Genomic DNA, 15,468 nt, shown 5'->3' with positions numbered 1-15,468 from the left:
ACGGGATGGGTGCTGCTGGGCACCGGGTTGGTCGGTCTGGCCGCGGCGTTCGTGCTGCTCGTCGAGAAGATCCTGCTCCTGCAGGACCCCTCCTACGTGCCCACGTGCAGCATCAATCCCGTCCTGAGCTGCGGGTCCATCATGTCCACCCCGCAGGCAGAAATCCTGGGTTTTCCCAACCCGGTCCTGGGTGTCGCCGGCTTCGCCGCACTCACCACTGTCGGGGCTGCACTCCTGGCCGGGGCGAGGCTACGGACCTGGTTCTGGGTCGGGGTCCAGGCCGGCACCTCCGCCGGTGTGCTGTTCGTCCACTGGCTCATCTACCAGTCCCTGTACGTCATCGGGGCGCTGTGCCCCTACTGCATGATCGTCTGGGTCGTGACTATCACCGCGTTCGTGACGACCACCGCCCACCTGGCCAGGCGCCACCACCGCGCTGGGAAACTGGCCCGGTACGCCCCGACCATCACGCTCGCGTGGCTCCTGGCCATCGCCATCCTCATCGCCATCCGCTTCGACTACTACTGGGCCAGCCTCCTCCTCGGGTGAGGTCGTGCCGTACCCCGGGCCGCGCAGGAAGGAAAAAGATGGACACATGGACGACGGCCGGAACCCGTCCCGCGCCTGTCAGGCACATCGCGCGAACCACACGCGGGCGTGAGGGTGAGCCGCGGTGGCGATGACGTGCTTGTGAGTCGGTGGACCGCGATGCGGCCGTTCGTGCTGATCGGCCTGGCTTGCATCGTCGCCGGTGGGCTCGTTGCCGCCATCACCGGTCCGACCGGCTTCGCGGACGGCTCATGGATGGCGGCCTACCTCGTGCTCGTCGCGGGAGTGTCCCAGGTCGGTCTCGGCGCAGGCCAGGCGTTGTTGCCCAGGCGGCCACCGACGCGTGCGAGGACAACCTGGCAGCTCCTGACGTGGAACACGGGCAATCTCGCCGTGATCACCGGGACTCTCACTGGTTTCCCGGTACTCGTCACCGTCGGCGGCCTCGGGCTGTTCCTGGCGCTGGTGATGTTCCTGCACGCGGTCAGACAGGCGGGCACAGCACGAGTCAGATCGCTCGCGGCCTACCGTCTCCTGGTGGCCCTGCTAGCCATCAGCATCCCGGTCGGTCTGTTCCTGTCGTTCTTACGCCACGGCTGAATCGCGTGGCGTACTGGGTGCGCACTCTGGGTGCTGGTCGTCCCAACCGCGCTGGCGACCCGCCCCTGGCTTCCCTTGTCGCGGTGCTGGTGCAGCGTCTTCTGCTTGGTCTTCTCGGCGGGCTCGCGCTGTGGTTGTCCTTTCCCGGCCACGACGTGTGGTGGCTGGCGCTCGTCGGCTGCGCGGCCCTGGCACTTGCCACCGCGGGCGCCCCTTGGTGGGCCGGCGGCCTTGCCGGCCTGCTGCTCGGGCTCGCATGGTTCACCCCAATGTTCGCCTGGGCCGGGACCTACGCCGGCACCGCGCCGTGGCTGGCGATGAGCATCGCCTCCGCCTGCTACCCGGCCGCACTGGGGACCGTGCTCGCACTGCTGCAACGGGGTGGTGCCGTCCGTCCGGTCGTGGGTGCGGCGGCCTGGGTGCTGATGGAGTGGGCCCGCTCGGTCACCCCGTTCGGCGGCTTCCCGTGGGCCCGGCTGGGCTTCAGTCAGGCCGACTCTCCCATGCTGGGGGCGGTCAGCCTCGTGGCCGTCCCCGGGTTGGGCTTCCTCGTCGCGCTGGCCGGCGCACTGGTCGCCGTGGGAGCGCAATGGCTGTTGCACCCTGCCCGTGTGGGCCGTCTCAGGGCGTTCGGTGCACTCCTGGTGGCGGCCGTGCTGGTGCTCGCCCCGACGCTGGTGCCCCGCCCGACGCAGGGCGAGCCGGTCACCGTGGCGGCCATCCAGGGCGACCTGCCTGCCGGGTTTAGCCGCACCCTCAGCGCCGAGCCCGGCACGATGCTGCAGCGCTACACCGACCGCACGCAGGACCTGGCCGAGCGCGTCGCCCGCGGAGAGACCGCGTCCCCGGACCTGGTGCTGTGGCCCGAGGGCGCCACGGACCTGGACCCGCTGCACCCGCAGCGAGGCAGGACCGCCACGGCCCGGATCATGCAGGCCGTCGACGCGATCGGGGCCCCGGTCGTTCTCGGCGGCATCTCACGGCAGGGTGGGGCACCGGCACCCTCCAACATGGTCTTTGGCTACCTGCCCGGGCAGGGGCTCGCGGACGTCTACGCCAAGATCTATCTGGCACCGTTCGGCGAGGTCATGCCGATGCGGGGGCTGATGCGCCACCTCAGCCCGTGGGTGGACCGGATTACCGACCTCGCCCCAGGCCGGGAACCAGGCGTCATGAGCCTGCCGCTGGCGGGAGGCGGGCAGGTCGTGCTGGGGCTGGCGATCTGCTTCGAGGTCCTCTTCGACCCCGCCATGCGTGACTTGGTCTCCGGCGGTGCCGAACTGCTCGTGGTGCCGACCAGCAACGCGTGGTTCGGCGACGGCGACCAAGCGGCGCAGCACATCGCCGTCTCCCGCGTGCGGGCCGTCGAGTACGCCCGCTCGGTCGTGCACATCAGCAACGTCGGCGTCTCCGGGCTGATCAGCCCGGACGGCACCGTCCACGACCGCACCCAGCTCTACACAGGGGCGACGCTGCAGGCCACGCTCCCCTTGCGCACCGACCAGACGCTCGCCCTGCGCACCGGCCCATGGGTCGTCCCGGCTGCAGCACTCATCGTGTTGTCCGGAGCGCTCTGGGCAGCGCGGCCATCGGCCCGCCAGGCACTCCACCCTCGACGAGCGCGACCCGCCACCGACACGCCCCGCCCCTAGCTAACGAGAAGGCCGGTCACCATGTGCTCCTCGACCGGCGCGGGGCCGTGCCCGTTGCCGCGTTGAACGCGACAGAACACTGCGCACCGGCCGAGAGGCCGAAAAACTGGAGCAACAGGACAGGCACCACCTGCTGCTCACTGTCACCGCGAGGCAGTTACCGGCACGCAGAGCAACGTTCCTCCTGAGACCTGGTCGCAGTCGCCAGTCTTGGGGACGTTCCACGGGGGACTGCCATCGTGCAGATGCGATAGCACACGCACCGGCCTCCTTGATGGGTCTCAGACGAGGGTCGCACGAGCCCGGGCTACTCTATTCGGCATGTTTGCCGCCGACTCTCGCACGATCCTGCCGCGGGTGACCGTGAGGCACCGAAGCTGGCACACGATCAGAGGCGACGGGGCGACCGCGGCACCCAGTGAGGTCGACCAGTGAAACCTGTCTCAGGTCGCCGCACCGCTGCGACTGCCCTGCTGCTGGTCTCGGTGATGGCTCTCGCGGGGTGCGGCAGCGAAGGCTCGTCGATCACCGAGCAGATGCGCCAGGGTGACCAGAAGGGCTACATCGCCGGCGACGGCACCATCCAGGCGCTCACCGCCGAGGAGCGCGAGACGGTCATCACCCTGGAGGGCATGACCCTGGAGGACGAGGCATGGTCCTCCCAGGACCACCTCGGGGATGTCGTCGTCGTCAACGTATGGGGTTCATGGTGCGGACCCTGCATCGCCGAGGCGCCAGACCTGGACGAGGTCGCCACCGGTTTCCGTGACGCCGGTGAGCCGGTGCAGTTCATCGGGGTCAACAGTCGCGACTCGGTGACCAACGCCCTGGCGTTCCAGGAGAAGTACGACGTCTCCTACCCCTCCCTGCAGGACGACGGCGGCCGCACCCGTGCCCAGCTGCAAGGGCTGGCCGTCGCGACCCCGACGACCATGGTCCTCGACGGCCAGGGACGCCTGGCTGCCCGGGTCAGCGGCCAGGTCGACGCCTCGACGCTGCGCGGACTCGTCGAGGACGTTCTCGCCGAGCCCGCCGCCGACGAGGAGGCCCGGTGAGCGAGGTCGTCCTGTCCGGCCCGTTGCTGCTGGCTGCCGCGATCGCGGCGCTGGCCGGTCTGGTGTCCTTCGCCAGCCCCTGCGTGTTGCCGCTCGTGCCCGGCTTCCTGGGCTACGTCGGGGGTATGACGGCCCAGCCAGCCGATGCCCGGGCACGTTCGGAGCGGTGGCGCGTGCTCGTCGGGACCCTGCTGTTCGTGGCGGGCTTCACCGTGGTGTTCCTGGCGATGAGCGTGGTCATCTCCTCCCTCGGGCTGGCCCTGGCGCAACATCAGGGGCTGCTGCTGCGCATCGGCGGTGTCGTCGTCCTCGTCCTGGGGCTGGTGATGGTACTGCAGCCGACGGCCGCCGTGCGGGTGAAGTGGCGCCCGGCCGCCGGGATCGCCGGGGCACCGCTGCTGGGGATCGCCTTCGGCCTGGGCTTCAGCGCCTGCACCGGCCCGGCCCTGGCCGCGATCCAGACCCTCGGCACCTCGATCCTGCCCGGCGACGACCAGGTGGGCCGTGCCCTGGTGCTCGGCACCGCATACAGCCTGGGTCTGGGCGTACCCTTCACGCTCATCGCCGCCGGCCTCGGCTCGGTCAGCCGCGCCTCCCGCTGGTTGCGCGACCACTACCTGCTCGTGCAGCGCGCCGGTGGCGGACTGCTCGTCCTCCTCGGACTGCTGATGCTGCTCGGGGTGTGGGCCGAGGCGATGGCCTGGGTTCAGACACGCCTCACCAGCAACTTCACGACGGCGATCTGATGAGCACCGACCAGCACCACGAGGTTGCCGCGGGCGGTCCTTCGACAGAGCGGATCGAGCCGGACTACCCCAAGAACCGCACCGAGCTCGGCGGCCCCCGCCTGGGCCTGGGAGGGTGGGCCAGGTGGGCGTGGCGACAGCTGACCAGCATGCGCACCGCGATCTACCTGCTGCTGCTGCTGGCCGCCGCATCCATTCCCGGCTCGATCTTCCCGCAACGCTCGGTCGACCCCATCCAGGTCCGCGGCTTCTTCGAGGAGAACCCGAGGATCGCGCCGTGGCTGGACCGGTTCTACCTCTTCGACGTCTTCTCCTCCCCATGGTTCGCCTCGATCTACCTGCTGCTGATGATCAGCCTCATCGGGTGCATCGCGCCCCGGACGAGACAGCACCTGACCAGCCTCCGCGCCCAGCCGCCACGGACCCCGCGGCGTCTGACCCGTTTTCCGGCCACGGCGCACGGCGAGGTCGACGCCGAACCTGGCGTGGTGCTGGCCGCGGCCCGCCAGGCGCTCAAGGCCAAGGGCTACCGGCTCCGGACCGCAGAGGAGGGCGAGCTCGCGGTGAGCGGGGAGAAGGGCTACCTGAAGGAGACCGGCAACCTCCTCTTCCACACCGCACTCCTCGGCGTGATCGTCGCCTTCGCCGCCGGCAACCTCTTCGGCTGGCGCGGCGAGATCATCATCCAGGAGGGCGAGTCCTGGACCGCCGGCCCGGGCACCTTCGACACCCTCAACTTAGGCCCGCTCACCGACGCCAGCGCGATCCCGACCTTCACCGTCGAGCTGAACCAGCTCGAGGTCGACTTCGAGACCCGGGCCGAGGGAGCGCAGTTCGGGCAGCCCCGGCGCTTCGAGGGGCTGGCCACCGTCGAGATCCCGGGCCGGGAGGCCGAGCAGCAGCAGTTCGCGGTCAACCACCCCGTGTCGGTCGGGAACGACTCGATCTTCCTGCTCGGCAACGGTTACGCCCCGGTCGTGACCGTGCGGTCCCCCGACGGGGAGCTGCTGTTCTCCGACGCGGTCACCTTCCTGCCGCAGGACAACAACTACGCCAGCGAGGGCGCGATCAAGGTCACCGGCCGGGATCCCGAGCTCGGCCTCGTCGGTGGTTTCCTGCCGACCCTGCAGATCGACCCCGAGCAGGGGATGCTCTCCTCCTTCCCCGGCCTGGTCGACCCGACCTTGGCGTTGACCGCCTTCGAGGGGGACCTGTTCCCCGACGGCCGCCCGCAGTCGGTCTTCGCCATCGACACCGACCAGATGACCCAGGTGAGCACCGCGGACGGCGACCCGGCGGCGATGTTGTTGCGCCCGGGCGAGTACTACGAGCTGCCCGACGGCACCCGGGTGGAGTTCGAGAACGTGATCCGGTGGGCCGGGCTGCTGGTCCGCCACGACCCGGGCCGGATGCCCGCGCTGGCCCTGGCCGGGGCGGCCGTGCTCGGGCTCGCTCTCATGCTGGGGGTCAGACGGCGCAGGATCTACGTCCGGATCGCCCCGGGCACCGGCGAGACGGGCGCGGCACGGCATACTGACGTCAGGGTCGCGGGACTTCCCAAGGGCAGCGACCCCGGGTTGCGGGCCGTCGTCGACGACGTCCTCCAGCGGATCACCGGCGCCAGTGGCGCCCATACCGACGATCCGCAGCCCCAGAGCCGAGACGAGGACAAGGAATGACCGACCCGCAGCTGGCGCTGGCCAGCGACATCGCCATCTGGGCCTCGCTGGCCGTGCTCGCGCTGGCCCTCATCTCCTTCTCCGCGCACCTGGCCCTCACCGGTGCAGCCAAGGAGCGCCGAGCCGATGTTCGAGCCCGCGAACAGGCACCCGTCGGTGCCGGTGCCCCGGCCGCTGCCTGGCACGGGCGCGTCGAGGCACCGGGGCACCTCGACGAGTCACCCGCTTCCGCGGCGGTCGAGCCACCGACCGTCAGCCATCCCGGCGGGGTCACCCGCCGCTGGGGGGTGATAGGTATGCAGCTGACCTGGATGGCGACCTTCGGGGTCGTCGGGGGCACCGCGCTGAGAGGTTTGTCGGTGCAGCGCTGGCCGTTGGGCAACATGTACGAGTTCGCCATCGTCAGCGCCTCCTTCGCGCTGGTGGTCTTCTCGCTGTGGAGCCTCAAGCGCGACCGGCTCTGGCTGGGACCTTTTGTCGTGCTTCCGGTGATGGCCGTCCTCATCGCGGGCAAGGTCTGGTACACCGAGGCCTCCCAGCTCATGCCGGCCCTGGACAACACGATGTGGCTGTCGATCCACGTCACGATCGCGACGCTGTCGGTCGCCCTGTTCATTATCGGGGCCGCCCTGGGCATCGTCTTCCTGCTGCGCGACTCCGCCGAGCGTAAGGGCCCGGTCCGTGGCTGGCTCGCTGGCCTGCCGCAGGCTAACAAGCTGGAGACGATGACCTACGGGATCCACATCTTCGCCTTCCCGCTGTGGACCGTGGTACTCATCACCGGCGCCATCTGGGCCGAGGTGGCCTGGGGCCGCTACTGGGGCTGGGACCCCAAGGAGGTCTGGACCTTCGTCATCTGGGCGGTCTACGCCGCCTACCTGCATGCCCGGGCCACGAGCAGCTGGACCAAGCGGAGTGCAACCTGGGTGGCCCTGGTCGGGATGCTGTGCATCATCCTCAACTACACCGTGGTGAACCTGCTCATCACCGGCCTGCACTCCTACTCGGGGGTGAGCTCGTGATCACCTTCCGCCACACCGTGGCAGGATAGTCGTCCCACCCACATCCGACCGCCACCCCGAGGCAACAGACGCGCCCCGCGCTGGCCACCATGTTCGCCGGTGGCAAGGTGGGCCAGGCCGAGTACGCGAGGCGGTCACGCAGGAACGCGCAAGAAGGACTGCCTCCGCGCCAACCGGTTCCTGGCGTCGCGTCGGGACGCCATAGTCAGCCCTGCTGAACGATACGGTCAGAGTGAACTGCCGATGCCGATGGCGTGGGTGGGCCAGGCCCTCGTGAACGTTGACGGTTCACCGAGCCATGAGGTGCGTCATGATCGTGGCGACATAGGCCACCACCACCAGACCGACACCGAGCATGGGCAACCTAGCGCTCCAGCGGCGTCGGTCTGGATCATGCTTCTTGCGCTTCATATGCTCGTTCCTGCCGTTGACCGGCTCCAGGGCTTCGACCGACCTGCCGAGGCAAGTCTGGTTGCGTCGGGTCTGGCTTGCCCACTTGCAACTGCGAACCCTCGCCTATTTACGGTAGTCGCCGGAGTGGCCTCTGGAGCCTAGCCTCGGCGGCGGCCCATCAGGATCGTTCCCAGAAGGGCTAGCACGCCGGCGCCGCCCAGGAGCCAGCCCCAGACGGGCAGCGCGGAACCCTGGTCGGGCGCTTCGGGCGAGGCGTCCGCTTGGGGAGAAACCTCTGCTGCTGAGGTTGGAGACGTCTGAGGCATCTCACTTGTCGCCGTCTCGTCGGTCGTGCCGGGTGTGGCCGCTGTCTCGCCAGTAGGTTGCGTTGTCCTGGGCGTCTGGTCGTCGATGGCATCGGCGGGCGTAGTCGATGCTGCCGATGTCAGAGTGAAGTTGAACCCCCCCGAGATGGGGTGCCCATCTGAGGATGTCACTCGCCACACGACCGTGTAGTCCCCCGCTGGCAATGCCTCGTCGAGTGGCTGGCTGAGCCGCTCGCCGGAGACCACCGGCGTCCCGTCGGTGGCGTCACCGTCTGGACCAGTCACCTGGACCTGAGCCCCGAGTTCGGAGAGCTGGCCGGAGAAGTCCAGCACCACCTCCGTCGGGGGAGTCGAGACTCGCTCACCGTCGGTCGGGCTGTTGCCGACCAGCTGGTCGTGGGCCATCGCCGCTGGGGCCAGCACCACCGTGACCGTCAGAGAACACAGAACAGCAAGCAACGCTCTCACCATGACGGCATGCTACCCAGCCGCGCATCTGCTCCTTCGGCGCCCCGGCGTCGCTGCCGGGTATGCCGAGCTGGCCACTTCGTGCGGTGGTCCAGCCCGCGAACGTGAGGCGTCAGGAACACGTCCCCCAGACCCATCCCTACGGTCGGCTGGCGGCGGACAGACGCGGTCAGCTGCTCGACGCGAGCAACCACCGACCCTGATGACGGACGAACCACGACGGCCTCCATTGCCCAAGGGGAGCGGACGAGGCCCGGAGAAGCACCACGACGGATAGTGCACGTCGCTATCCCGCTGCGGGGAAGCCGTGGAGCTCCCGTCGCCAACGGCCCGGCCCGAGCGTCCGGCGTCGATCCTGCGCCGGCGGGCCAGGCGTGCGTAAGGGGGGTCGTTGGCTGCTCGCGTCGTTTCCTAGCATGGGCGCTATGTCGCCCCGGCCACCCACTGCGTCCCGCACGCCTGCCTCCGAGGCCCCCACGGCGAGGGGCAGGACCCGGTTCGCGGGTTGGGTCGTGCCGGTCACGGCGACGCTCGTCTCACTGGTGGTCGCGGTGCCCGTGGCCGCCCTGTCGGGCGCGGCCGCGCCGCTGGCGCTGGGTGATGCGGGCCCGCTCGTGCGCTGGGGGTTGCCGCTGGTCGGGGTCGTGCACGACCTTGCTGCGTCGTTCACGATCGGGCTGCTGCTGGTCGCGGCCTTCCTGGTCCGCGAGGGACGGTCGACGCGGCGCCGGGAGAGGGCCGCCCAGCTGGCCTTCCTGTCCTCGCTCATCTGGCTGGTCAGCGCGACCGTGGTGCTCTACCTCACCCTGGGTGAGCTGGCCGGCATACCGCTCTCGTCCCCGGACTACCTGCCCGTGCTCCTCGGCAATGTGTGGTCCATGGAGCTGCTCCGGCTCTACCTCGGCGTGGCGCTCCTTGTGGTGCCGGTGGTGGCGATGACCGCCTACGCGCGCACCCGTGCTGCGCTTGCGTGGACCTTTCTTCTGGCGTTGGTCGCGCTGGTGCCGCTGGCTTTCGCCGGTCATTCCGCCAGCGCTCTCGGCCACAGAACGGCAGTTGTCGCACTCAACCTGCACCTGGTAGGGCTGACCGTCTGGGTCGGCGGCCTGATGGCGATCGCCTCCCTCCTGCCGGTGCTTGGTAAGGCGTTGCCCGACGCGGTGCGGCGCTTTTCTACGGTGGCGACCTGGTGCTACGTGGCGGTGGGGCTCTCAGGCGTTCTGTTCGCCACCGTGACGGTGGGTTCTTTCGCCAACCTGGCCACCCCCTACGGGGTCGTGCTGCTGCTCAAGGTGGCGCTCCTGGCGATCCTCGGCGTCGCTGGCTGGGCGCAGCGTCGCGCCGTGGTCGCGCGCGGCGTCGACTCGCCACGCCGGTTCGGCCAGGTCGCGCTGGTTGAGATCGTGCTCATGGCCGCCGCGGTCTCCCTCGGCGTCGTGCTGGGCGGCACACCCACGCCCGTGCCCGAGCCGGTCGACCTCACGCTCACGCTCGACCTCACCGGCTGGCCGCTGCCGGAACCGTTCACCTGGGCGCGGCTGTTCCTGACCTGGCGCACCGACTGGCTCTTCACCCTGGTGGCCCTGGTCGCCATCGGGCTCTACGTCGCAGGCGTCGTCCGCCTCCGGCGCCGCAGTGACCACTGGCCGCTGCACAAGCTGGTGCTTTGGGTGCTGGGCTGGGTCCTTTTCATGTGGCTCACCAGCGGCGGCCCAGGCGCCTACGGCCGCGTCATGTTCTCGGTGCACACGGCCACGTTCACGGGCCTGATGATGGCTGTGCCGATCCTGCTCGTGCCGGCCAACGCGTTCACCCTCGCGCTCCGTGCCCTGCCGGCGCGGGGCGACAAGACCCTCGGCCCGCGCGAGGTCGTGTCTGCGGTGGTGCACCCTCGATGGGCCTCGTTCATCCTCAACCCGGTGACCGCCGGGACTCTACTGTTCGCCAGCCTTCTCGCCTTCTACTGGACCCCGTTGCTGCACTGGTCGCTGACCACGCACCTCGGGCACGTGTTCATGGTCGTGCACTTCACGCTCACCGGTTACGTCTTCGTCTGGTCGCTCGTGGGCACCGACCCCGGCCCGCCCAGGTGGTCGACGCCGATCCGGGTGATCGTCCTGGGTGTCACGCTCGCCGGGCATGCCTTCTTCGCCCTGGCGCTCATGCAGGGCGCGTTCCTGCTCGGGCCAGAGTTCTACAAGACGATCGCCGTGCCGTGGGTGCCGGACTTGCTCGCCGACCAGCAGCTCGGCGGCGTCTTCGCCTGGGGCCTGGGCATATCGCTGACCATCGTGCTCATGGTCATTGTTCTTCTCGACCGCTACCGCGCGCCGGGCCTGCGACGTTCTCACGCACCAGGGTGAGCCGATCCAACAAGGACGCCAGCACGCGTCCGGGCTGGTGATCCAGACGAGCGACAGCCGGGCGGCGTGCCTCTTGGGTGGGCGGCGTCGGGCTGGCGCCCCGGGGGCACCCGTGATGGGTGACGCACGTCGGGTGCACCGCCCGTGGTGCAGGCCTCCTGGACCAGGCGCAGGCTTAACGACGATGGTCGGCCAATTACCTACAATCGGGGTTGTGGAAAATAAGCGGTCGGGCCAGACGCTGTCGCGTGCGGTGTTCCTGGTCCCGGCCGGCGTCGCCATGCTTGCCGGGGTCAACGCCGCGCTCATGCTCGTCGGTGTCGGCGCCCCGGTCGAGGCGGCCCGGATGGGCGACCTGCACGGCATGCTCATGGTCGGCGGCTTCCTCGGGACCCTGATCGCGATGGAGCGGGCCGTCGCGCTCCGCGACCGGCTCGGCTTCGCCGCACCCCTGCTGCTCGGCCTCGGCGGCATCGCGCTGCTCACCCCCCTGCCGGTCTCGGTCGGCAAGCTCCTGCTCCTCGACGGGGCGATCGCCTTCGCCCTCGTCTACGCCGCCCTGTTCCGGCGCAACCACGACGACGTCGTCATCGTCGAGCTGCTCGGTGCCGTCTGCCTCGCCATCGGGTTCTTCCTCTGGCTCCAGGTCGAGATCCCGTGGCTGCTGCCGTGGCTCCTCGGTTTCGTGGTCCTCACGATCTGCGCCGAGCGGGTCGAGCTGGCCCGGCTGCACATGCCACCGACCGGTGGCCGGACCCTGGTCCTGCACTCCGCAGCCCTGACCATCACCCTGGTCATGACGCTGCTGTGGCCGGGCCTCGGCGCACGCCTGACCGGTCTGGTCATCGTCTCCCTCGTGGTCTGGCTCGTCCGGCACGACGTCGCACGCAAGACGATCCGGGCGACCGGCCTGCCCCGGTTCAGCGCAGCCTCCCTGCTCGGCGGCTACGTCTGGCTCCTCCTCGCCGCGGTGACGTGGGTCGTCGGTGGCGCCCAGCTCGAGGGTGACCTCTACGACCTCGTCGTCCACGCCACGATGCTCGGCTTCGCGATCTCGATGGTCATGGCCCACGCGCCCGTCATCCTGCCAGCGATCCTGCGCCGGCCCCTGCCCTACCGCCCGATCATGTGGGTCCCCTTGGTGCTCATGCACGTCGGCCTGGCCCTGCGGATCCTCGCGGGCGACCTCGGTGAGCTCTACCCGCTCTGGCAGGTCGGGTCGGTCATCAACATCGTCGCCCTGCTGCTCTTCCTCGTCATCGCCATCGCGTCCAGCCTCGCCGGGCCGGTCGCGCGCAACCCCCGCGAGAAGGCACCGCCCAGCGGGATCGAGCCCAGCGGCACACCATCAACCCCGAGCAAGACTGCACCCACCCGGAGTCGTTCATGAGCACCTCCCGCGGCACGTGGTTCATGCGTGACCGTCCCGTCGCGATCTGGCTGTTCGTCGCCTTCCTCGTCGCGCTGGTCCACCCGTTCTTCGCGTCGTCACGGTGGCTCATGGTCCACCTCGTCGTCCTCGGCGTCGTGACCCACTCGGCGATGGTGTGGAGCGTCCACTTCACCGACGCGCTGCTCAAGACGAAGGCGGGGTTCGAGGAACGTCGCTGGCAGACGGCCCGCCTCAGCATTTTCCAGGTCGGGATCGTCCTGGTGTTCATCGGCGTCCCGACGAACATCTGGGCGCTGACCCTGGCCGGGGCCACGCTCATCTCGGTCGCCATCGTGTGGCACGCGATCGCGCTCGGGCGCCGGCTGCGCGCCGCCCTGCCCGGCCGGTTCCGGATCACCGTGCGCTACTACATCATCGCGGCGCTGCTGCTGCCGGTCGGCGCGACGTTCGGAGTGCTGCTCGCCCGCGGCGTCGGCGACCCGTGGCACGGGCGCCTCCTCGTCGCGCACAGCATGGTCAACCTGCTCGGTTGGGTCGGGCTGACCGTGCTCGGCACCCTGGTAACGCTGTGGCCGACCATGCTGCGCACCCGGATGGCGCCGAACGCCGAGTCCGCCTCGAAACAGGCCCTGCCGATCCTCGGCCTCGGCCTCGTCCTGCTCGTCGTCGGGCCGCTCGTCGACCTCGCGCTCGTCGCGGCGGCCGGGATCGTCGCCTACCTCGTCGGGACCCTCTGGGTCTACCGGCCGATCGTCACGGCCGCCCGGAACCGCCCGCCGGCCAGCTTCCCGGCCCTGTCCGCGGGCGCCGGGCTGCTCTGGCTGCCGGTCGGCCTCGGGCTGATGGCCTGGTCGCTGCTGGAGCGCGGCTCCTGGGCTGACCTGTCCGGCAACTACGGCATCCTCACCACGATCTTCGTCGTCGGCTTCGCCCTGCAGATCGTCCTCGGCGCACTGTCCTACCTGCTGCCGGTCGCCATCGGTGGGGGCCCCCACGTGCTCCGGCTCGGGATACGGGAGATGGAACGCTGGGCGACGGCCCGGGTCGTCGTCGCCAACGGCGCCCTGGCCCTGGCCCTGCTACCGGTGCCGAGCCTGGTCAGAGCCGTCCTGTCGGTGCTCACCCTGCTCGCGCTTGCCCTGTCGATCCCCATCCTGGGGCGCGGGGTCTACGCCGCGGTCAAGGGCGGGCGGGCTGCCGCCGAGCGCCCTCCCGCCCCCGACGGCACCCCTCCGCAGCGGGTCGCGCCGCTGGCCACGTCCTGGTCGCGCGCCGAGCTCATCACCGGGGCGGCGGTCATCGCCGTCGGCGCGACCATCGGCGTCGGACTCGACCCCACCGCCGCCGGCCTGAACATGACGTCGGGCAGGCGCGAGCGGCAATCCGGCTCGGCGGTCACCCCGACCGGGCGGACCACCACGGTGGAGGTCACCGCCAAAGACATGCGCTTCCACCCCCCCGAGGTGTCCGTACCACCCGGAGACAAGCTCGTCATCGAGCTGAAGAACACCGACTCCACGAACGTCCACGACATCGTCCTGGCCAACGGCGCATCGAGCGGACGCCTCTCGCCCGGCCAGAGCGCGACGGTCGAGGTCGACGTCGTCGACGGCGACATCGACGGGTGGTGCTCTGTCGTCGGCCACCGCCAGATGGGAATGGTCTTCGCCGTCAGGATGAGCGGCGCGGCCATGTCGGGCGCGGAAGACACGAGCGGACCGGCCGGCACCTCAACCGAGATCGACTTCATGAAGAAGTGGGGAGCCGACTTCAAGGGCATCGACCCGGTCCTGCCGCCTCTCACGCAAGAGCGGGTACGTCACGTCACCCTCACCGTCGAGGACGTCAAGACAGAGGTCGCGCCGGGGGTCATCCAGACGCGGTGGACCTACAACGGCGGATCCGTCGCTCCCGTCCTGCGCGGTCGTGTCGGCGACACGTTCGTGGTCACCCTCGTCAACAACGGCAACATGGCCCATTCCGTCGACTTCCACGCGAGCGAGATCTCACCGGACGTCCCGATGCGCGACATCGCGCCCGGCGAGAGCCTCGAGTACACCTTCACCGCCAAACGGTCTGGCATCTGGATGTACCACTGCAAGACGATGCCGATGACGGCTCACATCGCGGCCGGGATGGCCGGCGCCGTCATCATCGAGCCACCGGACCTGCCCAAGGTCGACCGGTCCTACGTCATCACCCAGTCCGAGCTCTACCTCAGCGAGCAGGGCGGCCCGGTCAACGCCGCAAAAGCGGCCGCGGGCCAAGCGGACGCCGTGATGTTCAACGGACTGGTGAACCAGTACGTCGACCAGCCGCTGACCGCGAAGGTCGGTGAGCGGGTGCGCGTCTGGGTCCTCGACATCGGCCCGAACCGGCCGTTGTCCTTCCACATCGTCGGGTCGCAGTTCGACACCGTCTACAAGGAGGGCACCTACCTGCTCAAGGACGGCCGCGGACCGCTCGACCCACCGGACTACCACTCCGCGGGCTCCCAGGCGCTCGGGCTGCTACCAGCCCAGGGCGGCTTCGTCGAGACGACCTTCCCGGAGGCTGGGCACTACACGATGCTCAACCACATCGCCGGCGACGCGGAGATCGGTGCCAGCGGGATCTTCGCAGTAACCAAGTAGCAGCCCAACCATTCCCCGCCCGAAGGACCGCAGCGACCGTTCCTGGCTGGGCGAGCTGGTAGCCCAGGCCGCACGGCCCACGATGCTGGTGCTGATCGGGGCGCCGACCCGTTGCCGGTGCAGGACGAAGACCTCCCGGGCGTCCGTGTCCGGGCGACCATCGTGCAGGTAGGCGGCCAACGCCGCCCCGAACTGATGGTCATCGGCCGGAGCGTGCCGTGGCCGGTCTTGCGCACCCGCACCGCGGCATCCACCAGACGGCCCTGACCCCAATCCCCAGACGTCGAGGAACCTGAAGAACGCACGCAACGCCGACGCTGCGGGCTCGACCATCCTGGGACGGTACCGGCCCGACAGCCCGGCGACGAACGCCACCACCTGTGGACCACGGATCTGGGTCAGGTCCACCCGACCGTCACTGGCCACCGCCTCCAGGAACTCGGCGACGCACCTGTGCCGTGCTCCTCGGCGAGATCTAGCCAGTCCTTGGAGTCGTTCTCTCGCACGCTGAGCACATCACTGGGGTCGTGACGGGAGCCGACCGGCACAGCTACCGCACGTGGGCCGCAGACCGTGACAGGTCGCGCGG

General features: G+C 69.8%; 12 protein-coding genes. 10 read left to right on the top strand and 2 right to left on the bottom strand.

What is annotated here, in order from left to right; all coding sequences use genetic code 11:
• Nucleotides 1–9 precede the first annotated feature (9 nt).
• The 7 genes from ACTMMA_RS14795 to ccsB all read left to right on the top strand — a co-directional run bounded on the left by ACTMMA_RS14795 (nt 10) and on the right by ccsB (nt 7,303).
• Nucleotides 10–549 (top strand): vitamin K epoxide reductase family protein, encoded by a 540-nt coding sequence (locus tag ACTMMA_RS14795; protein ID WP_441190892.1) that lies wholly within the window; start codon nt 10–12, stop codon nt 547–549.
• A gap of 171 nt (nt 550–720) precedes the next feature.
• Nucleotides 721–1,149, top strand: coding sequence for a hypothetical protein (locus ACTMMA_RS14790; protein ID WP_441190891.1), 429 nt, complete (start codon nt 721–723; stop codon nt 1,147–1,149).
• 83 nt (nt 1,150–1,232) lie between these two features.
• A complete protein-coding gene (lnt, locus tag ACTMMA_RS14785) occupies nt 1,233–2,801 on the top strand; it encodes an apolipoprotein N-acyltransferase (protein ID WP_441190890.1) in 1,569 nt (522 codons plus the stop codon).
• A 431-nt stretch (nt 2,802–3,232) separates the two neighbouring features.
• Nucleotides 3,233–3,856, top strand: coding sequence for a TlpA family protein disulfide reductase (locus ACTMMA_RS14780; protein WP_441190889.1), 624 nt, complete (start codon nt 3,233–3,235; stop codon nt 3,854–3,856).
• Nucleotides 3,853–4,602, top strand: a complete 750-nt coding sequence (locus tag ACTMMA_RS14775) for a cytochrome c biogenesis CcdA family protein (RefSeq protein WP_441190888.1) — start codon at nt 3,853–3,855, stop codon at nt 4,600–4,602. Before ACTMMA_RS14780 ends, ACTMMA_RS14775 begins: the two co-directional genes overlap by 4 nt.
• Nucleotides 4,602–6,281 (top strand): cytochrome c biogenesis protein ResB, encoded by a 1,680-nt coding sequence (gene resB, locus ACTMMA_RS14770; RefSeq protein ID WP_441190887.1) that lies wholly within the window; start codon nt 4,602–4,604, stop codon nt 6,279–6,281. The genes ACTMMA_RS14775 and resB overlap by 1 nt, the downstream gene beginning before the upstream one ends.
• On the top strand, nt 6,278–7,303 hold the full coding sequence (gene ccsB, locus ACTMMA_RS14765) for a c-type cytochrome biogenesis protein CcsB (RefSeq protein WP_441190886.1): 1,026 nt from the start codon (nt 6,278–6,280) through the stop codon (nt 7,301–7,303). The genes resB and ccsB overlap by 4 nt, the downstream gene beginning before the upstream one ends.
• 288 nt (nt 7,304–7,591) lie before the next feature.
• Here the strand turns inward: ccsB and ACTMMA_RS14760 are convergent, their stop codons facing one another.
• Both ACTMMA_RS14760 and ACTMMA_RS14755 read right to left on the bottom strand, forming a co-directional pair.
• Entirely contained in the window at nt 7,592–7,714 is a 123-nt protein-coding gene (locus tag ACTMMA_RS14760) for a hypothetical protein (RefSeq protein ID WP_441190885.1), read from the bottom strand.
• A gap of 140 nt (nt 7,715–7,854) precedes the next feature.
• Nucleotides 7,855–8,493, bottom strand: coding sequence for a copper resistance CopC family protein (locus tag ACTMMA_RS14755; RefSeq protein ID WP_441190884.1), 639 nt, complete (start codon nt 8,491–8,493; stop codon nt 7,855–7,857).
• 509 nt (nt 8,494–9,002) lie between these two features.
• Between ACTMMA_RS14755 and ACTMMA_RS14750 the strand changes: the two genes are divergently transcribed.
• The 3 genes from ACTMMA_RS14750 to ACTMMA_RS14740 all read left to right on the top strand — a co-directional run bounded on the left by ACTMMA_RS14750 (nt 9,003) and on the right by ACTMMA_RS14740 (nt 14,879).
• Nucleotides 9,003–10,853, top strand: a complete 1,851-nt coding sequence (locus ACTMMA_RS14750) for a bifunctional copper resistance protein CopD/cytochrome c oxidase assembly protein (protein WP_441190883.1) — start codon at nt 9,003–9,005, stop codon at nt 10,851–10,853.
• A gap of 214 nt (nt 10,854–11,067) precedes the next feature.
• Nucleotides 11,068–12,243 (top strand): DUF8744 domain-containing protein, encoded by a 1,176-nt coding sequence (locus tag ACTMMA_RS14745; RefSeq protein WP_441190882.1) that lies wholly within the window; start codon nt 11,068–11,070, stop codon nt 12,241–12,243.
• Nucleotides 12,240–14,879, top strand: a complete 2,640-nt coding sequence (locus ACTMMA_RS14740; protein ID WP_441190881.1) for a multicopper oxidase domain-containing protein — start codon at nt 12,240–12,242, stop codon at nt 14,877–14,879. Before ACTMMA_RS14745 ends, ACTMMA_RS14740 begins: the two co-directional genes overlap by 4 nt.
• Nucleotides 14,880–15,468 lie beyond the last annotated feature (589 nt).

The sequence above is a fragment of the Ornithinimicrobium panacihumi genome, from assembly GCF_052073805.1.
Classification (GTDB): domain Bacteria; phylum Actinomycetota; class Actinomycetes; order Actinomycetales; family Dermatophilaceae; genus Ornithinicoccus; species Ornithinicoccus panacihumi.
The sequence above is the reverse complement of the archived record's forward strand: the minus strand, read 5'-3'. Positions and strand labels throughout refer to the sequence as shown.